The organism is Streptomyces sp. NPDC001594, assembly GCF_042893675.1.
Classification (GTDB): Bacteria; Actinomycetota; Actinomycetes; order Streptomycetales; family Streptomycetaceae; genus Streptomyces.
On the sequence record NZ_JBIAVB010000016.1, the window covers coordinates 33,044 to 52,951 of the forward strand.

Below are 19,908 nucleotides of genomic sequence, written 5' to 3' on the forward strand. Positions count from 1 at the left end.
ATTGGCCCCGGCGGCGGGGCCAGGGGCCTGGATTGGATTGGTTGCGCGGCTCCCAGGGTGTCACGGTCCGGTCCACCCGGGCCAGGTGGGTCGTGCGGCCCGTCCGGGAGCCGCCGCCGGGGCCCGGGCGTTCACCGGCCGTCCACGTGGCCGCTCCCGCCCCACGGCGCCCAGCGTGCATACTGCGGCCGTGACTCACGTGCGCCGACCCCACCCGTATCTGGACCACCCGGCCCCCATCCCCTTCGCCCACCGGGGCGGGGCCGCGGACGGGCTGGAGAACACCGCCGCCGCCTTCCGCCGGGCGGCCGCGGCGGGCTACCGGTACTTCGAGACCGATGTGCACGCGACGGCCGACGGGAAGCTGGTGGCCTTCCACGACGCGACCCTGGACCGGGTCACCGATGCCACGGGCCGGATCCGTGAGCTGTCGTGGAGCCGGGTGCGCGAGGCACGGGTGGCCGGGAGCGAGCCGCTGGCCCTGTTCGAGGAGCTGCTGGAGGAGTTCCCGGACGCCCGCTGGAACGTGGACGTGAAGGACGAGTCGGCCCTGCACCCGCTGGTGAACCTGGTCGCGCGGGCCGGGGTCTGGGACCGGGTGTGCGTGGGCTCCTTCTCGGAGAGCCGGGTGGCCCGGGCCCAGAAGATCGCCGGGCCCCGGCTGGCGACCTCGTACGGGGTGCGGGGCGTGCTGGGGCTGCGGCTGCGCTCGTGGGCGATCCCGGCGGCGCTGCGGGCGGGCGCGGTGGCGGCCCAGGTGCCGGAGACGCAGGCGGGCGTCCGGGTGGTGGACCGGCGGTTCGTACGGACCGCGCACGAGCGGGGACTCCAGGTGCACGTCTGGACCGTGAACGAACCGGAACGTATGGAGGCTCTCCTCGACCTGGGTGTCGATGGCATCATGACCGACCGGATCGACACTTTGCGCACGGTGCTGGACCGGCGCGGGGCCTGGGCCTGACGGGCCCGAGGGCCGCCGCGCCCGGTGCGGGGGCCGGCGTCCTACGGGGAACGGCAAGGGGGCGCTCATGACCGAGCGTACGGAAAACGAAGCGGAATCCGGCGCGGAGGGCGGCAGAGGCCCCGGCGACGGGGCCGCCGCGCGGCGGCGCGAACAGCACGGCTGGTACTTCTACGACTTCGCCTGCTCGGTCTACTCGACCAGCGTGCTCACGGTGTTCCTCGGCCCGTACCTGACGGCGGTGGCCAAGGCCGCGGCCGACGCGGAGGGCTACGTCCACCCGCTGGGCGTACCGGTGCGGGCCGGGTCCTTCTTCGCGTACACGGTGTCCCTGTCGGTGATCCTGGCCGTGCTGGTGATGCCGCTGGCCGGCGCGGCGGCGGACCGGACCGGGCGCAAGAAGCCGCTGCTGGCGGCGGCCGCGTACACGGGGGCGGCGGCGACGACCGGGATGTTCTTCCTGGACGGGCACCGCTACCTGCTGGGCGGGTTCCTGCTGGTCGTCGCGAACGCCTCGCTGGCGGTCTCGATGGTGCTCTACAACGCCTTCCTGCCGCAGATCTCCACCCCGGACGAGCGGGACACGGTCTCCTCGCGGGGCTGGGCCTTCGGCTACACCTCGGGGGCGTTCGTGCTCGTGCTGAACCTGGTGCTGTTCCAGGGGCACGACTCCTTCGGGCTCTCCGAGGGCGAGGCGGTGCGGATCTGCCTGGCCTCGGCGGGGCTGTGGTGGGGGGCCTTCGCGATCATCCCGCTGCGCCGGCTGCGGGACCGGGCGGTGGTCCGGGAGGCGGGCGCGGCGCCGGCGGTCAGCGGCTGGCGGCAGCTGGTGGCCACGCTCAAGGACATGCGGCGCTATCCGCTGACCCTGTCCTTCCTGCTGGCCTACCTGGTCTACAACGACGGCGTCCAGACGGTGATCTCGCAGGCCTCGGTGTACGGCTCGGAGGAGCTGGAGCTGGAGCAGTCCACGCTGATCGTGGCGGTGCTGCTGGTCCAGGTCCTGGCGGTGGTGGGGGCGCTGGCGATGGGCCGGCTGGCGGTCGTCTACGGGGCGAAGCGGACGATCCTGGGTTCGCTGGCCGCGTGGGGGCTGACGCTGGGGGCCGGGTACTTCCTCCCGGCCCGGACCCCGGTGTGGTTCTTCGCGCTCGCCGCGATGATCGGGCTGGTGCTGGGCGGCAGTCAGGCGCTGTCGCGCTCGCTGTTCTCTCACCTGGTCCCGGCGGGCAAGGAGGCGGAGTACTTCTCGGCGTACGAGATGAGCGACCGCGGGCTGAGCTGGGTGGGGCCGCTGGTGTTCGGGCTCACCTACCAGGTCACGGGCAGCTACCGGGACGCGATCATCTCGCTGGTGGTCTTCTTCGCACTGGGTTTCGCCCTGCTCGCGCGAGTGCCGGTGCGGCGCGCGGTGGAGGCGGCGGGCAATCCTGTTCCGGTGCGCGTCTGAGCCGGGATCCGGTCGGGCTTCCGTCCGGACTCGTGAACGAGATCCGAACGAATTTCGACGTTATGGCGATCGGCCGGTAGTGTACGCCTTTGGCCTGCCAGGCGGACCGTTACTGCGCGTTCACAGAGTAGAGACGTTGGGTGACATCTGCTGCCAGATGTGACAAAACGGGCACTGGTGGGTACAACAAGGGGCGGCACGACGGGCGACGCATTGACCCGGAGCGGGAATCTATACCGCCGACCGGACGTTGACCGGATGACGACGACAGCGACACCTGTCCTGTGGGCGACAAGCCCGGGAGGCACGATTCATGAGTGAGCGAGCTCTCCGCGGTACGCGGCTCGTGGTTACCAGCTACGAGACGGACCGCGGCATCGATCTGGCCCCGCGCCAGGCGGTGGAGTACGCATGCCAGAACGGACATCGATTTGAGATGCCGTTCTCGGTTGAGGCAGAGATTCCGCCGGAGTGGGAGTGCAAGGCGTGCGGCGCCATGGCACTCCTGGTGGACGGGGACGGGCCCGAAGAGAAGAAGGGCAAGCCTGCGCGAACGCACTGGGACATGCTCATGGAGCGGCGCACCCGCGAGGAGCTGGAGGAGGTGCTGGCCGAACGGCTGGCCGTCCTTCGTTCCGGCGCCATGAACATCGCCGTGCACCCGCGCGACAGCCGCAAGTCCGCCTGACGCGCGGACACGTAGTACGAGCCGAGGGGCCCCGCCACATCAGTGGCGGGGCCCCTCGGCGTGTGCTGCCCGGTTACGGGGTGAGCGGCGGGCGGTAGCCGGTGTCCGGGCCGGTCCGGCCGGCCGGGGAGCCGTCCTCGCGGATCACCTCGCCCTGGACGACCTTGCCGTCGGGGAAGTGGATACGGGCCTGGGTGTAGGCGTCGCCGAAGCCGCCCGGGGCGGCGGAGGCCATCTTCCGCTCCAGCGTCGTCTCGGCGCGTCGGGACGCGAAGGCCCGGACCGGCGGGAGCAGCAGGAGCAGACCGGCCACGTCGGAGAGCAGGCCGGGCAGGATCAGCAGCAGCCCGGCCAGCATGGTCATGCCGTTGCCTGAGCCCTGGGCGGACTGGGGTGCGGCCGGGGCCGCACCGGACATCCCCTGCTCCTGGGCCTGCTGGAAGGTCCGCGTCAGGTTCTTGAAGGCCCGACGCCCGGCCCGTTTGATCACCACCACGCCCAGCACCAGCCCACCCGCGAGGAGCCCGGCCACGGTGAACCCGCCGGCCGCGCCCGCGACCAGGCTGAGCAGCCAGATCTCCAGGACCAGCCAGCCGGCCACCGCCAGCGGGAGGAACGTACGGGTGCGCGAACGCTGCCGGGGGGCCGTGGCCGTCGATGTACCGCTACTCATACCACCCAGTGTGCCCGGGACGGCGTAAAAGCGGCCTCAGCCGGAGGTACCGGACGGCCCCTAGGGGATCCGGCCGGAAGGGCGCCCGCTCCCCCGGCTACCGCCGGGAGGTGCCCCCGGTGAGCTTGGCGAGGCGGTCCCTCAGACCCCAGTGCGTGACCCGCCAGAGGGCCTCGACCACGATGTCCTTGCTCATCTTGCTGTCGCCGAGCTCGCGCTCCACGAACGTGATGGGGACCTCCACCACCCGGAAGCCCTTGCGGACGGCCCGGCGGGCCAGGTCGACCTGGAAGCAGTAGCCGGCCGAGGCGACCTCGTCCAGGCCGAGCCCCTCCAGGGTCTCGCGGCGGAACGCCCGGTAGCCGCCGGTGACGTCGCGGATCGGGACGTCCAGCATCAGGCGGGAGTAGGTGGAGCCGCCGCGGGAGAGGAACTCGCGGCTCTTGGGCCAGTTCACGACCCGGCCGCCCGGCACCCAGCGGGAGCCGAGGACCAGGTCCGCGCCGTCCAGCGCGGTGAGCAGGCGGGGCAGCTCCTCGGGCTGGTGCGAGCCGTCGGCGTCCATCTCGACCAGGACCCCGTAGCCGTGCTCCAGGCCCCAGGCGAAGCCCGCCAGGTAGGCGGCGCCGAGCCCCTCCTTGCCCTTGCGGTGCATGACGTGGACCTGGTCGTCGGCGGCCGCCAGCTCGTCGGCGAGCTTGCCGGTGCCGTCGGGGCTGTTGTCGTCCGCGACGAGGACGTGGGCCTCGGGGACGGCAGCACGGACCCGGCCCACGATCCGGCCGATGTTCTCCGCCTCGTTGTAGGTCGGAATGATCACCAGCGTGGTGCCGAGCGGCCCGAAGGTGCGCTGTCCGCCGTTGCTCACCGGTTCCCCTTGCGTGTCTTGCGTCGAATCGTCCCCGTGCGGGCCGTCTCGTCCGACCCGTCACAGCAGGATGATTTTAGAACAGCGAGGGGGCCCGGCGGCCCTTCGGGCCGGACCGGAGCCCGCTGGCTGCGGACCGCCGTGACCGTTGTCTACTGGACCGCCGGGCCCGATGCGGTGCCACCGCCGCCCCGGCGAAACCTTCCCTGGCTCCCGAGGCGCGGGTGCGCTGGACGGATGGCTCCCTCCGGTCCGGCGTCCTGCCGGTGGACCCGGGCGAACCTATCCGGGCGGGGCCGCCCGGGCCGAGCCGATGCCGGGTGGATCACCCCTGTGGCCGTACGAAAACCTCCCGGCCGCCCACCACGGTCCGCAGGCACACGGGCAGCTCGGCGCCCGGGGTGAGGTCCGGCAGGCCGGGGGTGCCGGAGCGCGGGTCGGTGGACCAGCGGGCCACCCGGTCGTCGGGGGCCTGGACCACCAGCTCGCCCGTCTGCCAGACGGCGTAGTCGGCGGGCGCGCCGGGCACCAGGATGCCCGCGTCGTCCCGGCCCAGGGCCCGCCAGCCGCCACGGGTGTGGGCGGCGAAGGCGGCCCGTACGGAGATCCGGTGCTCGGGGGTGCGGTGGAAGGCGGCGGCGCGGACGGTGCCCCAGGGGTCGAGCGGGGTCACCGGCGCGTCGGAGCCGAAGGCCAGCGGGACGCCTGCCTTGAGCATGGCCGCGTACGGGTTGAGGGTGCGGGCGCGCTCGGTGCCGAGCCGGTCGGCGTACATCCCGTCCTCGCCGCCCCAGGCGGCGTCGAAGGCGGGCTGCACGGAGGCGGTCAGGCCCAGCTCCGCGAAGGCCGCGATGGTCTCCGGGGTCATCATCTCGGCGTGCTCGACGCGGTGGCGGGCTGCCCGGATCCGGTCCAGGCCCACCTTCCCGGCGGCCGCGCGGACGCCTTCGACCACGGCGGTGACGGCGGCGTCGCCGATGGCGTGGAACCCGGCCTGGAGCCCGGCCTCGGTGCAGGCGGCCACGTGCGCGGCGACCTCGGCGGCGTCCAGGTAGCCGGTGCCGGTGTGCGCGGCGTCGGCGTACGGGGCGTGCAGGCAGGCGGTGTGGGAGCCGAGGGCGCCGTCCACGAAGAGGTCGCCGGCGGCGCCGACCGCGCCGAGCTCGCGGGCCAGGTCCAGGTCGCGGTCGGCCCAGTAGCCGTGCACGCGCGGGCCGGGGTGTCCGGCGGCCAGGGCCAGCAGGCCGGTGAAGTCCTCCGGGGAGGAGATCTCGGGCCCGCCGCACTCGTGCACGGAGCCGATGCCGAGGGAGGCGGCCCGGTCGAGGGCGGCCCGCTGGGCCTCGGCGCGCTGGGCGGGGGTGAGGGCGGCAAGGGCGGCCCGGCGGACGGCGTGGTGGGCGTCCTTGGTGAGGGGCTCGTCGTCGCCGTGCGGGTGGACGCCGGGCACCAGGTCCAGGAGGGCGGTGGTGACCACCGCCGAGTGGACGTCGACGCGGCTCAGGTAGAGCGGGCGGCCGCCGGCGGCCTCGTCGAGCTCGGAGCGGCGCGGGGCGCGGCGCTCGGGCCAGCGGGCGGCGTCCCAGCCGTGGCCCAGGAGCACCCGGTCGGCGGGGCGGCGGGCGGCGTGCGCCCGGACGAGGTCCAGGGCCTCGGTGAGGGAGCGGGCGGCGGTGAGGTCGAGGCCGGTGAGGGCGAGGCCGGTGGAGGTGGCGTGGACGTGCGCGTCGGTGAAGGCGGGGGTGACGAGTGCTCCGCCGAGGTCGACGACCTCGTCCACGCCCTGCGCGAAGGCGTCGGCGGCGCCTTCGGAGCCGACCCAGGCGACGTGGCCGCGCTCGACGACCATCGCCGTCGCGAAGGGGTCGGCGGGGCTGTGCACCTCGCCTCCGCGGAGGAGGACGGTGCGGGTGGGGGCGGGGGTGGCGGTGCCGTCGGTCATGGGGGAATCTTCCCCCAAGACCTGATCGCGCTAGACGCGGGGTGGACGGGCCTCGTAGGGGGTGCTGAGGACCACCGTGGTGCGGGTGGAGACGTGGGCCAGGGCGCGGAGGCGGCCCAGGAGGTCCTCCAGTTCCAGCGGGGTGGCCACGCGGACCTTGAGGATGTAGTTCTCGTCGCCCGCGACGCTGTGGCAGGCCTCGATCTCGGGTACGCCCGCCAGCCGCTCCGCGATGTCGTCCGGCGCGCTCGGGTCGAACGGCTTGACCGAGATGAAGGCCGTGAGGGGGAGCCCGACGGCCTCGGGGTCGACCACGGCCGCGTAGCCGCGGATGACGCCGCGCTGTTCCAGGCGGCGTACTCGCTGGTGGACGGCCGACGTGGACAGTCCGGTGGCCTTGCCCAGGTCCGTGTAGCTCATCCGCCCGTCCCGCACGAGCAGATCCACGATCTGGCGGTCCAGCTCCTCCATTGCGCTCATAGCCGCTCAACCTAAGGCCCAGGACCGCTCCAGGCACAGCGGTGTCCACGCAGAAGTGGCACCTGCGGCGGGCATGTGACCAAAGCCACAGGCATGTACAGGCGTATACCGCGCTCTTGTGGTTACTCGTGCCGCCTGGCGGGAAGTGCTTGGTGTGGCCGTGGCCGAAGGACATGCCCGCCCGGCCCACCCAAGGGGGAGTACATCCATGCTGAACACCAAGCGCGCCGGTCGCACCGAACCGGAGCCCCTGGAACCGCTCGCCGCCGAGTACGCGGAGGACGACGACTACCTCGAACCCGGCGACGCCGAGGGGTTCGAGATCCACCACGCGACCTGCCCCGACTGCGGGCAGTCGATCGCCCTCGTGGCCGACGAGGAGCTGCTCCCGGAGCACGCCCTGTGCCTGACCCCGTGGAACCCGTTCGGGCTCACGGTGTGCGCGGGTACGGGCCGGCCGGTTTCGGACGCCCTCGCGGCGGTGGCGCTGCTCCAGTCGGAGCAGCCCGAGCTGGAGGCCGTCGTGCACCTCACGCTGCCGCAGGGCCTGGACTGGCGGACGCAGCCCTTCTCCCACGTCGGCGGTCCGGGCTCGCGCCCGGTGCAGCCGGCGGCGGCCCCGCTGCCCCAGAAGCGCGAGCACGCGCAGGCCGCCTGACCTCCGCTACCAGTAGGTTCCCTGCACCATGGCGGCCAAGCCGGCATGGTGCAGGATCAGGCCGTCCGGGTCGGCCGGGACCTCGACCTCCCCGAAGTACGCCTGCCGGTAGGCGATGCGCAGCATCACGATGCCGTGGCGCAGGGCGGCGTAGAGGGTGTGGAACTCCATGTCCCGCGGTGTGTGCCCGGTGAGTTCCGCGTAGCGGCGTTCCAGGTCCTCGCGGCGCAGGAAGTCGGGCAGGCCGGGCTGGCCGAAGCCGACGGTCAGGTCCTGGAAGAAGCGGTGCAGGAAGACGGTCCAGCCGAGGTCGACCTCGCGCGGGGCGTAGGCGGCCATCTCCCAGTCGAGGACCGCCGCGGGCCGGAAGCCGTCGTAGACGATGTTGCCGATGCGGGCGTCGCCCCAGTTCAGGACCGGTTCGCCCTCGTCGGCGGGCCAGAGTTCCTCCAGCCGGTCGAAGGCCCGCTCCAGGAGGGGTGAGCGGGACAGGCCGTCGACCACCCAGGCGTAGTAGGCGCGCTGCGCGTCGACGTGGCGGCGCAGCGGGCTGCCCTCGCCCGGCGGCAGCAGGAACGCGGCCTCCTTCGCCGGGAACTGGTCGTGCAGGCGGGCGAGGAGGGAGATGCTCGCCTCCTGGAGCTCGGCGCGCTCCGCGTCGGTCGCGGAGTGCAGCCAGTTGCCCTCGTACGTGTAGGGCATGACGTCGGGCGGCACGCGGCCCTCGGCGCGGGCCATCACGAAGAACGGGGAGCCCAGCGGGGCGGGGTCCTCCTCCAGCCAGAGCACGCGCGGGACGGGGAGGTCGGTGTGTTCGGCGACCAGGGCCATCACGCGGTGCTGGCGGGGCATGTCGTAGGAGGGGAAGACGGTGTAGGCGGCCGGGTCGGCGGCCAGGCGCAGGGCGCAGCCGCGGACGGGGGCGTCGGGGTGTTCGATGTCGAACAGCAGGGTTTCGCTGGACATGCCGTTGGAGCCGGGCACGGAGGTGCCGGAGACCTTGGCGCCGGGGAGCCGGTGGTCGAGCCAGGCCGTGAGGCGGCGGCCGAGTTCCTCGGGTTCGCGGGTGGAGGTGCGGGGGCGCGGTGCCGTCATGTGGAGCTCCTCTCCGGATCGGGCCTGGTCAGGGGGCTACCGAGGTGTAGTCGGCGAAGCCGCTGGGGTCGTGGCGGCCGAAGCTGCCGTGTTCGAAGATCCCGAAGCCGGTGCGGCCGTCGAGGGTGAAGCGGGCCGAGTGGTCGGTGACCCCGAAGGCGGCCATGGGGTGGGCGCCCGGGTCGGAGAGGTCGTAGGTGCGGCGGTCGGTCCAGCCGCGGCCCTGCCAGCTGCCGTGCTGCCAGTCGGCGGCGGGCGGGTAGCCGGCGCCCACGGCGAGCGGGGAGGAGTTCAGGATCTCCACGCCGAGTTCGAGGGGTTTGCGGGAGGGGTCGGTGAGGTGGACGACGGCCCGCTCGGGGTGGCGGCTGCCGGGGCGGTAGCGGATCTCGGTGTGGGGCCAGCCGAGCTGGACGTCGTGGCGGCCGCTGTCCTCGGGGAAGACCTGGACGGCCTCGCTGAGGGTGCGGTGGCCGTCGGCGTCCTCCTGGGCGACGACCATGACGAAGCGGTCCTCGAAGCGGACGGGGATCCAGAGCCAGTGGAAGCCCTCGGGGCGCATCTCCTCGCCGGCGCGGCCGCCGTCCTCGCCGGGTATCGGGCGCACGCCCCAGCTGCGGTCGCGGGTGCCGGTCCACTCCCCCGGGGTGAGCGTGAACTCCTCGCCGCGGGCCCGGACGGTGCCGGTGACGTGGCCGGCCTGGACGAAGCGGCGGCCCTCCAGGATGAGGCGGTCGCCGCGCCGCTGGGTGTGGTGGGGCTCCCAGACGGCGGGGAACTCGGCGGTCCAGCTGATGTCGTAGGAGAGCCCGTGCGGGTCCTCGGGGTCGGGGTCGCAGCGCAGGGTGAGGCGCTTGAGCGGGACGTCGACGGTGATCGAGAGGGGGCCGACGGAGAGGTTCATCCGGTCGTCGGTGAGGGCGTCGGAGGCGCGGACGGCGAGGAGCTCGTCGCCGAGGCACAGGGTGGCGTACGCGTCGATGACGCCGGCGTTGGGGTAGACGCCGAGGCCGAGGATGAGGACGGCGCGTCCGGCGTGGTCGAAGACGTGGAAGATGCAGCGGTCGTAGGCGTTGCGGTCGCCCGTGACCAGGTGCTTCATCGACAGCGGGGCCTGGTGGACGGGGTACTCGTCGAGGGGCACGGGGCGGTCGGCGGGCATGGCGAACCTCCTGGGCGCGCGGACGGCCGGCGCGGCGCCGGCCGAGCGGATATGACGGTACGTCAGATCTCGCTGTCGCGACCAGGGTTGTGGCACACCCTGACAGCCCGGCATTCCCGGCCAGGAGTGCGCCGTCCGGGAGGGGGCGCGTGGGGCGCGGGGGCCGCGCGCGTGGGAAGGCTCGAACGGATGGGCGCGGGCGGGGAGCGGTTACCCGTGCTCCGGGTCCCGCGTTGGCCGTGCATGACCACCCTCGAGACGCCCGCGCCGAGAGCGGGACGCAGGCGGCGCCCCACACCGCCGGGCTACGAAGAATCGGTTCAGCAGGCCGTGGCGCACCCGTCCCGGCCGGGGCCGCACGGGTACCGGGGCCAGCCCGACCCGCCGATCTACACGGCGCTGCTCGCCCGCTGGGCCGCCGACGGCCGGACCCTGCCGGGCCGGCAGGACCCGGACTGGTCCCGGATCGTGTCCGCCCCGATCTGGCCCTCCGGCCCCCTCTTCGGCGGCTGACCGGCGGGGACGGCCGACCGGAGGTCGGGCCGACCGGGGACGGCGGCCGATCAGAGGCCGGACCGACCCGGGAGCTGCGGCCGACCCGAAGCCGGACCGACCCGGGAGCTGCGGCCGACCCGAAGCCGGACCGACCCGGGAGCTGCGGCCGACCCGAGGCCGGACCGACCCGGGAGCTGCGGCCGACCCGAGGCCGGGCTGACCAGAGGCCGGACCGACCGGAGGCCGGGCCGATCAGAGGGCGGGCCGATCGGAGGCCGGGCCGATCGGAGGCCGGGCCGACCCGAGGCCGGGCCGGCCGGGGGGCCGGGGCGGCACCCGCCGTGTCAGCGGGTCTCGGGGCCGGCCAGGTGGCGGGCGATGACCATGCGCTGGATCTGGTTCGTGCCCTCCACGATCTGGAGCACCTTCGCCTCGCGCATCAGGCGCTCCACCGGGAAGTCCGCGGTGTAGCCGTAGCCGCCGAGGATCTGCACCGCGTCCGTGGTGACGGCCATCGCCGCGTCCGTGCAGAACAGCTTGGCCATCGCGGCCTGCCGGGAGAACGGCTTGCCCGCGTCGCGCAGCCGGGCGGCCGCGAGGTAGAGGGCCCGGCCCGCCTCGATCTTGGTGGCCATGTCGGCCAGCATGAAGCGCAGCCCCTGGAAGTCGGCGATGGGGTGCCCGAACTGCTTGCGGCCCAGCGCGTACGAGACGGCCTCGTCGAGGGCGGCCTGGGCGACGCCGATGGCGCAGGCGGCGATCCCGAGCCGGCCCGCGTCCAGGGCGGCGAGGGCGATGGTGAAGCCCTGCCCCTCGTCGCCGATCCGCCGGGAGTCGGGGACGCGCACGCCGTCGAAGTGCAGCTGGGCGGTGGGCGAGCCCTTCATGCCCATCTTCTTCTCGGGGACGGCGGCCGTCAGGCCCTCCGCGTCGCCGGGCACCAGGAAGGCCGTGATGCCCTTCGGGCCGGGGGCGCCGGTGCGGGCGAGGACGGTGTAGAAGTCGGCGACCCCGCCGTGGGTGATCCAGGCCTTGGTGCCGGTGATCACCCAGTCGTCGCCATCACGGACGGCCTTGGTGGTGAGCGAGGCGGCGTCCGAGCCGGAGGCCGGCTCGGAGAGGCAGTAGGCGCCGAGCAGACCGCCGCCGAGCATGTCGGGGAGGTGGGCGGCGCGCTGCTCCTTGGTGCCGTAGCCGGCCAGGCCGTGGCAGGCCAGAGAGTGCACGCTGACGCCGAGGCCGACGGTCAGGCGGGCGGCCGCCAGCTCCTCCAGGACCTGGAGGTAGACCTCGTACGGCTGGTCGCCGCCGCCGAACTCACCCGCGTACGGCAGGCCCAGCAGCCCGGACTCGGAGAGCAGGGTGAAGACCTCGCGGGGGAAGCGCCCGGCGTCCTCCTCCTCGGCGGCCTGGGGGCGGATCTCCCGCTGGGCGATCTCGCGTACGAGCGCGAGGAGGTCCCGGGACTCCTCGGTGGGCAGCTGACGGTCCACCGGCTGCGGGGCGCGGTCGGTCATGGCGGCGCTCTCCTCCCTCGTCGGGCACGGCGGCGACGCGTGAGGTGTGGTACGCGCCGCCGGATCTCGGTGCTTACACAGCCGATGCTGCCCTCCCGGGTCTCGGAAGGGCTCCAACAGCGGCTGCGGCGGCTTGAGTATGCCCGATCAGGCGCTTTACGTCACCGGTACAGGATTGCCATGATCATCCGGGCCGCTCGAAGCCTCCTCGGGAGCCACCGGAGGAGCGGGACATTCGGGGACGAGGTCCTCGATCACCGTCAGCGTCGCGCGCAGCTGGCGTACGAGGAGGTCCGCGACGGTGGCCCGGTCGGGCCGGCCCTCGGCGTCGGGGGCGCCGGTCCAGTCGAGGGTGGCGCCCTCCACCCCGGAGAGCCAGCCGACCAGGGCGAGCCGGGCCAGCGGCGGGACGGCCCGGCGGCCGTAGGCGCCCTCGGCGATGGCGGCCAGGAGCTCCTCGCGCACCGCGTCGCGTATCGCGAGCACCTCGGCGTCGGAGCCGACGCCGCCGGTGACGATGGTGCGGTAGGCGGCCCGGTGGTGCTCGGCGTAGTGGAGGTAGCCGTCGACGGTGCGGCGCAGCCGTTCGGCGCCGGGGAGTTCGGGCTCCCCGGTGGCACGGGCGACGAGCTGGGCCACCGAGTCCTCGACGATGGCGAGGTAGTAGCCGCGTTTGCTGGTGAAGTAGTAGTAGACGAGCCCCTTGGCGACGCCCGCGTGCTGGGCGATGTCGTCCATGGAGAGGGCGTCATAGGAGGTGTCCGCGAACAACTTCCTCCCGATCGCTATGAGTTCGGCCCTTCGGGCCTGCGATCGGCCGGTCGTGCCGCGCTGTTGACTATTATTCAAATCCGGCCCTAGCCTCGAAGCCTCGAACTGTCCGCCACAGGATTTCCCGCAGTGTACGGGAGGGACCGCCATGGGCAAGGACGGCAGGAAGCCCGCCGAAGGCCGGGTCGACCGGAGGAAATCGGCGGCCGTCGCGCTGCCGGCCGTCGCAGCGGTCGGGGCGCTGGCGGTGGTGATGGCCCAGGGCGCGCTGGCCGCGTCCTTCGCCGTATCGGGGACGGCCTTCCAGGTCTCCTCCTCGAAACTGAGCAGCGAGGGGCTCGCCTCGTACGTGCACACGGACCGCTCCGCGGACGGCACCGGGCATCCGGTGGCGCTGCTGGGCATCGGCAAGGCCACCTTGAGCGACATCTGCCAGTCGGCGAAGGTGGACACCCCGCTGGGCACGGTGGTGTTCAAGCTGACCGCGGGCGGCACGGCCGGGGAGGTGACCGCCGCCAACCTGGTGATCGACGGCGAGGACCTGGTCGGGGACGCCACCTTCGGCACGGCGCAGATCGGCCGGGACGCCTCCACCCTCGACCAGGTGGACGGGGTGCGGGGCGAGCCGGGGCAGTTCGGACTGCAGGCCGGGAAGATCGAGGTCGTGGGGGTGCGGTCGCACGCCTGGTCGGCCACGGGCGGCGACTTCCGGCTCAAGGGGCTGCGCCTCGGCGTCAGCCTCGACGGGGCCACGTGCTTCCCCTGACCCGGCACCGGGCGCGGCTGCGGGCGTGGCGGCGGCAGCGGCCGTTCTGGGGCGGGCTGCTGCTGGTGCTGGCCGGGACGGAGCTGCTGGTGGTGCCGCTCGCACCGGTGGGGGTGCTGGTCAGCCTGGGGCTGGGCGGGATCGCGGCCCTCGGGATCGGGGCCGCGCTGATCGTGGCGGGGCTCTTCCTGTGGTGGCTGCCGCAGGCCCGGGCCTACGTCTCGGTGCACGCCCTGCTGCTGTCGGTGCTGTCCTTCGTGGTGACCAACCTGGGCGGGTTCCTCGTCGGGGCCCTGCTGGGCATCGCGGGCGGGGCGCTGGCCTTCGGCTGGACCCCGCTGCGGGACGCGGAGGCGGAGGCGGACGAGGAGGAGGGCCCCTACCGGCGGAGTCCGGACGCGCCGGGCCCGCCCCGGGTCCTGGCCGCCGCGCTGCCGGTGGCACTGCTGGCGGCGCTGGCCGCCGGAGCCCCGCCGGCCCGGGCGGCGACGGCGGCGGCGGCCGGGGCGGCGGCCCAAGGGACGGCTGGGGCGGCGGGCACGGGGGCTGCTGCGGGGGCCGTCGGTCAGGGGCCGCCGGTTGCGGCGCGGACTCCTCCGACGGTGACCACGTCGCTGTTCGCCCCCCGGGGCTTCGCCCTGGCGGGGGTCACCGAGGTGGCGACGGTGGACGGACCGCGCCGGGTCCTCGTGCTGAAGATGGCGGCGGCCTCGCTGCGCGACTACCGGCTGCGCACCCGCGACGGCGGCCGGGAGTACGGGCTGGCCGCCCGGTCCCTGGAGCTGCGCGGGGACGTCACCCTCTACCTGACCCGGTTCAGCGGATGCGTCGAGGGCCTGCTGTGCGTGACGTTCAGCCCGGACGGGCTGCCCGCTCCCCCGGTCATCCCGCCGTTCGTGTTCATGACGCAGGTGAGCGCGGAGCAGGCGCTGGTCACCTCGGACGAGATCGTCACCGACGGGCTGCGGCTGGAGGCCTCCTGACGGGCCGGTCTACAGCCAGCCGAGCTGGGTGACGAACATGGCCACGACGACCACCAGCGTCCAGCCGAGTACGTGCTCCAGCCAGGCGGAGTCCTTGGGGCCGCCGGTGCCGACGAGGCGGCGCCGGGCGCGGGCGGTGAGGGCGGCGGTGTGTGCGGTCATGCCGTCCAATGTGCCAGCGTTCGCGGCATTCACGGTATATGGCAAGGGTCACAGGGCCGGCTCGGGCCTGGCGGGGCCCGGCCGTGGCGGGCGCCGGGCGCCGCCGGGCCCCGGCCGCCTCCGGGGTGCGGAGGAGCGGCCGGGGCCCGGCGGGACGGGACGGATCAGGTGGTCGGGCGCGGGCGTCCGCCGATGGCCACCATCGCCAGGCCGAGGCACAGCGCGACCACGCCGGTGATGACGTTGCTGACGATGCTGCGGGTGGTGTCCATCGCACCGGCCATGACCCAGGGGGCCACGATGGTCCACGCGCCGATCGCGACCGCGGTCCAGGCCATCGCGTGCGTACGCTCGTACGCCGATCCCAGGCCGCCCATGCACAGGCAGAAGGCCGCGCCGGCGATGAGGTTGTTGATGGCCAGCGGGCTCAGCGCACTGAACCCGGCGATCCACGCCGAAGCCGCCAGGTAGAGGCCCGTGATCAGGGCCAGTGCCTCCACGGCCTGCGCGGCGGGCGTGGCCGTCACCCGCTCGAAGCGCGTCCGCATTTCGGCGAGGTCCGGGTGGTGTTCGATGCTCGAATGGGTGGTCATGGTGGGCTGCCTCCTGTGAGAAGCCTTATATGGACCTTATGCCCAGAATCTGACGGTTAAGCCATTCGAGCGGCGGATCTTCCGGACAATTCGTACGACGCACGCCTCACAGCACCCCCACCTGACGCAGCGCGGCGATCTGGGCCGCCGACGGCCGGGCGGGGGCGTAGAGGTAGCAGACCCCGCCGCTGCCGGAGACGGTCTTGCCCTCGGCGTTGTACCGCTTGGTGCGCAGCCAGACGTTCTCCCACTCGCGGCGCTTGTAGACGCGGCGGACGGAGGTGTTGTCGGGCGAGTTCGGGTCGTTGGCGACGACGTCCCCGGCGGCGGTGAAGCCGATCACGGTCATCAGGTGGCCCGCGGTGCCGTAGCCCGCGCCGGTCAGCTCCTCGCGGCGGAAGGACTGGGAGGTGATGGCGGGGATCCCGGCCGCGACGAGGGTCTCCAGGTCGGTGAGGGAGCGGAGCCGGGTGACGACGCCGGCCAGGTCGCGGTAGGTGGCGGCGTAGGCGGCGTTGAAGGGCCAGTTGCCGCAGCCCTTGTAGGCGGCGTCGTACGTCGAGCGGGCGGCGTGGCAGACCTGGGGGTCGGCGTACCCGGGGTCGACCCAGGCCAGGGACGCGGCGCTGGGCTTGCGGCCCCAGTACTCGATGATCATCTGGGAGGAGGTGGGGCTGCACCAGGCCTCGCCGCCGTTGTCGTACTGCGGGTACTGGCCGGTGTGCACCTCCTGGGAGTAGCGCGGGACGTTCAGCTCGTGGGCCCGGCCGGAGGGGGCGGAGGCCGGGACGGTGAACCGGTCCGGGACGGCGGAGGCCATCGCCCCGGCCAGCCAGACGGTGGGCCCCGCGGTGGTACCGGGCTTGCGGTACAGGGTGAGCCGCAGCTGCCAGTGGGTGATCCGCACCCCGGCCGCCGCGGCCGGGCCGTCCACGGCCAGGGTGTCGGTCCAGACGGTGGTCCGGCCGTCGCTCTGCCCGTCGACGGAGGTGCGGCGGATGTCGCCGTCACCGGCGGCCCAGCGGCCCATCACGTACCAGGGGCCGGTGGTGCCGTCGGGGTAGGTGACGCGCAGCTCGGTCTGGATCCAGCTGCCGGCCGGGGTGCGGGCGTTCCAGGAGGCGATGGCCTCGGTGGCGGGGACGGTCGAGCGGTGCACCGGGGAGGTCCAGGTGGCGTACTCCCAGGAGGACTTCCGGCTGGTGTGCGGGTCGGTGTACTCGGTGCGGCCGGCGGGGGCGGCGATCTCCAGGCCGGGGCGGGGGCCGTCGACGGCGGTGGTGCCGTGGTGGGTGCCGGCCCGCCAGTGCGCGGACGCGTACCAGAAGCGGTTGTCCACGGTGGTGCCGGTGGTGCCGGCGGCGGGGGCGGCCGCCGCTGCGGCGGCGCGGCCGGCCGTGGGGAGGGTGGCCGCGGTGGCGGCGGCGAGGGCGACGGCCAGGAGGGCGCGGCGGGGTGTGGGTGCGGTCATCGGCGTGGCCCCCAGGGGTCGGTGGTCGGGTGGGTCCACCCTTCCAGTTCCCGGGGGTGCGGCGGCGAAGCGCAGCGCCCGTGTCGGGCGCGTACCGCTGCGCGGGCCCTCTCCCCGCCCCGCCCTTCCCCCGGGGGCAGGGGCGGTGCCCCTGGGAACGGGGGAGGGTGGGGCGGGGCCTAGGGTGGGTGGGTGGAAGGAACCGCGTCGCTCGAGGCGCTCGCGCGTGAGCTCGCCGGGCTGCCGCCCTCCCTCGGGCCCGTCCGGCTCATCGGGGTCGACGGGCACGCCGGCAGCGGCAAGAGCACCTTCGCCGACCGCCTCGCCGAGGCGCTCGGCGGGGCGCCCGTGCTCCACCTGGACGACGTGGCCAGCCACGCGGAGCTGTTCGGCTGGTGGGAGCGGCTGCGCACCCAGGTCGTGGAGCCGCTCGCCGCCGGCCGCCCCGCGCACTGGGCCCCGTACGACTGGGAGCGGCGCCGCTTCGGCCCCGAGCGGGTGCTGGAGCCCGCCCCGGTGCTGCTGGTCGAGGGGGTCGGGGCCGGGCGGCGGGCGCTGCGGCCGCACCTGGCGCGGCTGCTGTGGATGGAGACCCCACGTGAGACGTCCTGGGGGCGGGGACGGGAACGGGACGGGCGCGAACTCTCCGCCTTCTGGGACGGATGGGAGCGCGCCGAGCTCGCGCACTTCTCGGACGACCCTTCGCGCCCCTTCGCCCACACCTTGGTACGCCAGAGCGGTACGGGATACGAGTGGACTTCCGGGATTTCTGCGACTCCCGCCACGCCTCCCGCGCTCACCGAGGGTGACGGACTCCCCCAGGCCTGAGCGATCCCGCACGACGGAGCCCCCGGGGCTTTCCCGAGCCGCTTGACCCGGGCCCGGATGCGGCCTTACGTTCTGAATGCGCGGTCTGCGAAGGCCGCAGCGGACACGAAGCCCCCGGTTGTTCCCCCGTGATCGGGGGCTTCGTTCTGCCCGGAGCCGGTTCCGGCCGGGCGGGGGGCGCGTCGCTCCGCCCCCTACCGTTCACCCTGAGTTACCTTGGGCTTCCGGGACGCACCCCCGACCCGTGCCCACCGCACCCTGGGTAAGGTGCGTCACCGCAGGTACGATGCAGCCCTGATTTCATCGGCCGGGTGGACAACTCGCGCGCTCGGCGCGGGGGTTGCCGCGTGCCACGGGCAGGCTTGTGGGGGACGTGATGGACTTCGCCATGCCGGGCAGCGCGCACGCCCCGGCCGAACTCGCCTGGCTGCGCGGGGTCGACGCCTGCACCATGGGCGCCTATCCGCAGGCCGAGGAGGAGTTCCGCACGGCCGTCGGCCTGGATCCCTCGATGGCCGACGCCTGGCTGGGACTGCACGCGCTGCGCGTGGACACCACCAACGCGTTACTGCGCATGTACGCCCACCGCGACCGCTTCGGCGAGCAGCGCACCCGGCACCGCCGGACCCTCAACTCCTGGTACTGGCTGGGCTGGTGGGTGCAGCCGGTGCTGGAGAGCCGGCGCGACCTGCTGCTGGCCCACGCCTCCCACTGGCTGGACGGCCGCCACGTCCCCGAGCTGGACCAGGCCCTGGCCGCGCTGCCGCCCGTGGACACCGACCCCCAGGTCCGCTTCCTGCACGCCTGCCGGGCCTACCTGGTCAAGGACTGGGAGCAGCTCGTCCGGCACACCGAGCCGCTGGTGCACGACCCGGTGCTGGGCATCGAGGCGGGGCTGTTCGGCGGGATGGCCCGGGTCCGGCTGGAGATGTACGGGCAGGCGGAGCCGATGCTGGCGGCGGCCCTGATGCGCTGCCGCAGCGAGCAGCCGCAGCGCAAGGAACTGCGGTACTGGCTGGCGCGGGCCCGCGAGGGCACGGGGCGCAGCGCGGCGGCGCTGCCGCTGTACCGGGCCGTGCACCGGGTGGACCCTGCGTTCATGGACACGGCGGCGCGGCTGACCGCCATCGAGGACAGCGACGATTTCGACGGGATGGCGGACGCCGCCGGGTACGCCGGGTACGGGGGCCACCTGTCCGAGGGCTTCGCCGGGCACGGGCTCTCCCCGGCCGGCGGGGACTACACGGCGGTGGCCCTGGGCGGCGGGGGCGGGCCGGTGCAGGACGTGGCCCCGGACGGGCAGGTGGACGCCGATCCGCCGACCCCCGGGGAGCCGCCGGACCCGCGCTTCGGGCCGTCCGCCGGGACGGGCCGGCTGGAGGGCGTGCGGCACAAGGTGACCCTGCCCGCCCAGGGCGCCCCCGTCGGGCTGCCGGCCGGGCCGGCGGATCCGCAGGCGCTGGCGCAGGCCCTGGCCGAGCTGGAGCGGATGGTGGGCCTGGAGCCGGTGAAGCGGCAGGTGAAGGCCCTGTCGGCGCAGCTGCACATGGCCCGGCTGCGGGCCGCGCAGGGGCTCCCGGTGCAGCCGCCGAAGCGGCACTTCGTCTTCTCGGGGCCCTCGGGGACGGGCAAGACCACGGTGGCCCGGATCCTGGGGCGGGTGTTCTACGCGCTGGGGCTGCTGGGCGGGGACCATCTGGTGGAGGCCCAACGGGCCGACCTGGTGGGCGAGTTCCTCGGACAGACCGCGGTCAAGGCGAACGAGCTGATCGACTCGGCGATCGGCGGGGTGCTGTTCGTGGACGAGGCGTACAGCCTGTCCAACTCCGGCTACAGCAAGGGCGACGCGTACGGGGACGAGGCCCTGCAGGTGCTGCTCAAGCGCGCCGAGGACAACCGGGACCACCTGGTGGTGATCCTGGCGGGCTACCCGGCGGGCATGGACCGGCTGCTGGCCGCCAATCCGGGGCTGTCCTCGCGGTTCACGACCCGGGTGGACTTCCCCAGCTACCGGCCGGCGGAACTGACCGCGATCGGCGGGGTGCTGGCCGACGCGAACGGGGACCGCTGGGACGAGGAGGCCCTGGAGGAGCTGCGCAGCATCAGCGGCCACGTGGTGGAGCAGGGCTGGATCGACGAGCTCGGCAACGGGCGGTTCCTGCGCACCCTGTACGAGAAGAGCTGCGCCTACCGGGACCTGCGGCTGGCCGGCTTCGCCGGGGAGCCCTCCCGCGACAACCTGGCCACGCTGCGGCTGGCGGACCTGATGCAGGCGTACGGGGAGGTGCTGTCGGGCCGGGGACCGCAGGAGCGACCGGAGCCGCCGCTGTAGCCCGGCCGGGGCG

20 protein-coding genes are annotated in these 19,908 nt (G+C 74.0%); 9 read left to right on the forward strand and 11 right to left on the reverse strand.

The features are described from left to right. Positions 1–190: 190 nt before the first annotated feature. The 3 genes from ACFY0O_RS28475 (at position 191) to ACFY0O_RS28485 (ending at position 3,099) form a co-directional block, all read left to right on the forward strand. On the forward strand, positions 191–961 hold the full coding sequence (locus ACFY0O_RS28475) for a glycerophosphodiester phosphodiesterase family protein (RefSeq protein WP_388951728.1): 771 nt from the start codon (positions 191–193) through the stop codon (positions 959–961). A 67-nt stretch (positions 962–1,028) separates the two neighbouring features. Beyond that, the gene (locus tag ACFY0O_RS28480) at positions 1,029–2,411 is read left to right on the forward strand and encodes an MFS transporter (RefSeq protein ID WP_388951729.1); all 1,383 of its coding nucleotides are present in this window, start codon (positions 1,029–1,031) and stop codon (positions 2,409–2,411) included. Positions 2,412–2,724: 313 nt separating this feature from the next. Beyond that, positions 2,725–3,099 (forward strand): RNA polymerase-binding protein RbpA, encoded by a 375-nt coding sequence (locus ACFY0O_RS28485; RefSeq protein WP_007262928.1) that lies wholly within the window; start codon positions 2,725–2,727, stop codon positions 3,097–3,099. Between the two features lie 73 nt (positions 3,100–3,172). On the opposite strand, the gene fxsA is transcribed toward ACFY0O_RS28485, so the two are convergent. The 4 genes from fxsA to ACFY0O_RS28505 form a co-directional block, all read right to left on the reverse strand. Next, positions 3,173–3,772: an FxsA family membrane protein gene (gene fxsA, locus ACFY0O_RS28490; protein WP_388951731.1), complete on the reverse strand. Its 600-nt coding sequence runs from the start codon at positions 3,770–3,772 to the stop codon at positions 3,173–3,175. Positions 3,773–3,869: 97 nt separating this feature from the next. Continuing rightward, positions 3,870–4,640 (reverse strand): polyprenol monophosphomannose synthase, encoded by a 771-nt coding sequence (locus ACFY0O_RS28495; RefSeq protein WP_388951734.1) that lies wholly within the window; start codon positions 4,638–4,640, stop codon positions 3,870–3,872. Positions 4,641–4,965: 325 nt separating this feature from the next. Continuing rightward, positions 4,966–6,582: an amidohydrolase gene (locus tag ACFY0O_RS28500; RefSeq protein WP_388951737.1), complete on the reverse strand. Its 1,617-nt coding sequence runs from the start codon at positions 6,580–6,582 to the stop codon at positions 4,966–4,968. 30 nt (positions 6,583–6,612) lie between these two features. Then, a complete protein-coding gene (locus ACFY0O_RS28505) occupies positions 6,613–7,053 on the reverse strand; it encodes an Lrp/AsnC family transcriptional regulator (RefSeq protein ID WP_030240692.1) in 441 nt (146 codons plus the stop codon). Positions 7,054–7,270: 217 nt separating this feature from the next. Between ACFY0O_RS28505 and ACFY0O_RS28510 the strand changes: the two genes are divergently transcribed. Continuing rightward, positions 7,271–7,720, forward strand: coding sequence for a hypothetical protein (locus tag ACFY0O_RS28510; RefSeq protein WP_388951739.1), 450 nt, complete (start codon positions 7,271–7,273; stop codon positions 7,718–7,720). A 6-nt stretch (positions 7,721–7,726) separates the two neighbouring features. Here the strand turns inward: ACFY0O_RS28510 and ACFY0O_RS28515 are convergent, their stop codons facing one another. Together ACFY0O_RS28515 and ACFY0O_RS28520 are read right to left on the reverse strand one after the other, a co-directional pair. Continuing rightward, positions 7,727–8,815 carry a phosphotransferase family protein gene (locus ACFY0O_RS28515; RefSeq protein WP_388951742.1) on the reverse strand — a complete coding sequence of 363 codons (1,089 nt, stop codon included), beginning with the start codon at positions 8,813–8,815 and terminating at the stop codon, positions 7,727–7,729. 28 nt (positions 8,816–8,843) lie between these two features. Further along, positions 8,844–9,977 (reverse strand): hypothetical protein, encoded by a 1,134-nt coding sequence (locus ACFY0O_RS28520; RefSeq protein ID WP_388951745.1) that lies wholly within the window; start codon positions 9,975–9,977, stop codon positions 8,844–8,846. Between the two features lie 330 nt (positions 9,978–10,307). Here ACFY0O_RS28520 and ACFY0O_RS28525 point away from each other — a divergent pair, with 330 nt between their 5' ends. Continuing rightward, positions 10,308–10,490 carry a hypothetical protein gene (locus tag ACFY0O_RS28525; protein ID WP_388951748.1) on the forward strand — a complete coding sequence of 61 codons (183 nt, stop codon included), beginning with the start codon at positions 10,308–10,310 and terminating at the stop codon, positions 10,488–10,490. Between the two features lie 326 nt (positions 10,491–10,816). Here the strand turns inward: ACFY0O_RS28525 and ACFY0O_RS28530 are convergent, their stop codons facing one another. Both ACFY0O_RS28530 and ACFY0O_RS28535 read right to left on the reverse strand, forming a co-directional pair. Next, positions 10,817–11,989: an acyl-CoA dehydrogenase family protein gene (locus tag ACFY0O_RS28530; protein ID WP_358894461.1), complete on the reverse strand. Its 1,173-nt coding sequence runs from the start codon at positions 11,987–11,989 to the stop codon at positions 10,817–10,819. A 156-nt stretch (positions 11,990–12,145) separates the two neighbouring features. Beyond that, the gene (locus ACFY0O_RS28535) at positions 12,146–12,838 is read right to left on the reverse strand and encodes a TetR/AcrR family transcriptional regulator (RefSeq protein ID WP_388951751.1); all 693 of its coding nucleotides are present in this window, start codon (positions 12,836–12,838) and stop codon (positions 12,146–12,148) included. A gap of 70 nt (positions 12,839–12,908) precedes the next feature. On the opposite strand from ACFY0O_RS28535, the gene ACFY0O_RS28540 reads away from it, so the two are divergent. Continuing rightward, the gene (locus tag ACFY0O_RS28540; RefSeq protein WP_388951754.1) at positions 12,909–13,526 is read left to right on the forward strand and encodes a DUF6230 family protein; all 618 of its coding nucleotides are present in this window, start codon (positions 12,909–12,911) and stop codon (positions 13,524–13,526) included. After that, positions 13,514–14,509 carry a DUF6114 domain-containing protein gene (locus ACFY0O_RS28545; protein WP_388951757.1) on the forward strand — a complete coding sequence of 332 codons (996 nt, stop codon included), beginning with the start codon at positions 13,514–13,516 and terminating at the stop codon, positions 14,507–14,509. The genes ACFY0O_RS28540 and ACFY0O_RS28545 overlap by 13 nt, the downstream gene beginning before the upstream one ends. Positions 14,510–14,518: 9 nt before the next feature. Here ACFY0O_RS28545 and ACFY0O_RS28550 read toward each other — a convergent pair whose 3' ends face one another. From ACFY0O_RS28550 to ACFY0O_RS28560, 3 genes are all read right to left on the reverse strand, one after another. After that, positions 14,519–14,671 (reverse strand): SCO1431 family membrane protein, encoded by a 153-nt coding sequence (locus tag ACFY0O_RS28550; RefSeq protein WP_358894465.1) that lies wholly within the window; start codon positions 14,669–14,671, stop codon positions 14,519–14,521. 164 nt (positions 14,672–14,835) lie between these two features. Further along, a complete protein-coding gene (locus tag ACFY0O_RS28555) occupies positions 14,836–15,264 on the reverse strand; it encodes an SPW repeat protein (protein WP_388951760.1) in 429 nt (142 codons plus the stop codon). Between the two features lie 106 nt (positions 15,265–15,370). Then, a complete protein-coding gene (locus tag ACFY0O_RS28560; RefSeq protein ID WP_388951762.1) occupies positions 15,371–16,735 on the reverse strand; it encodes a peptidase C39 family protein in 1,365 nt (454 codons plus the stop codon). Positions 16,736–16,927: 192 nt separating this feature from the next. Between ACFY0O_RS28560 and ACFY0O_RS28565 the strand changes: the two genes are divergently transcribed. After that, positions 16,928–17,563: a uridine kinase gene (locus tag ACFY0O_RS28565; RefSeq protein WP_388951764.1), complete on the forward strand. Its 636-nt coding sequence runs from the start codon at positions 16,928–16,930 to the stop codon at positions 17,561–17,563. Positions 17,564–17,939: 376 nt separating this feature from the next. Continuing rightward, positions 17,940–19,895, forward strand: a complete 1,956-nt coding sequence (locus ACFY0O_RS28570) for an AAA family ATPase (RefSeq protein ID WP_388951766.1) — start codon at positions 17,940–17,942, stop codon at positions 19,893–19,895. The last annotated feature ends 13 nt before the right edge of the window (positions 19,896–19,908 follow it).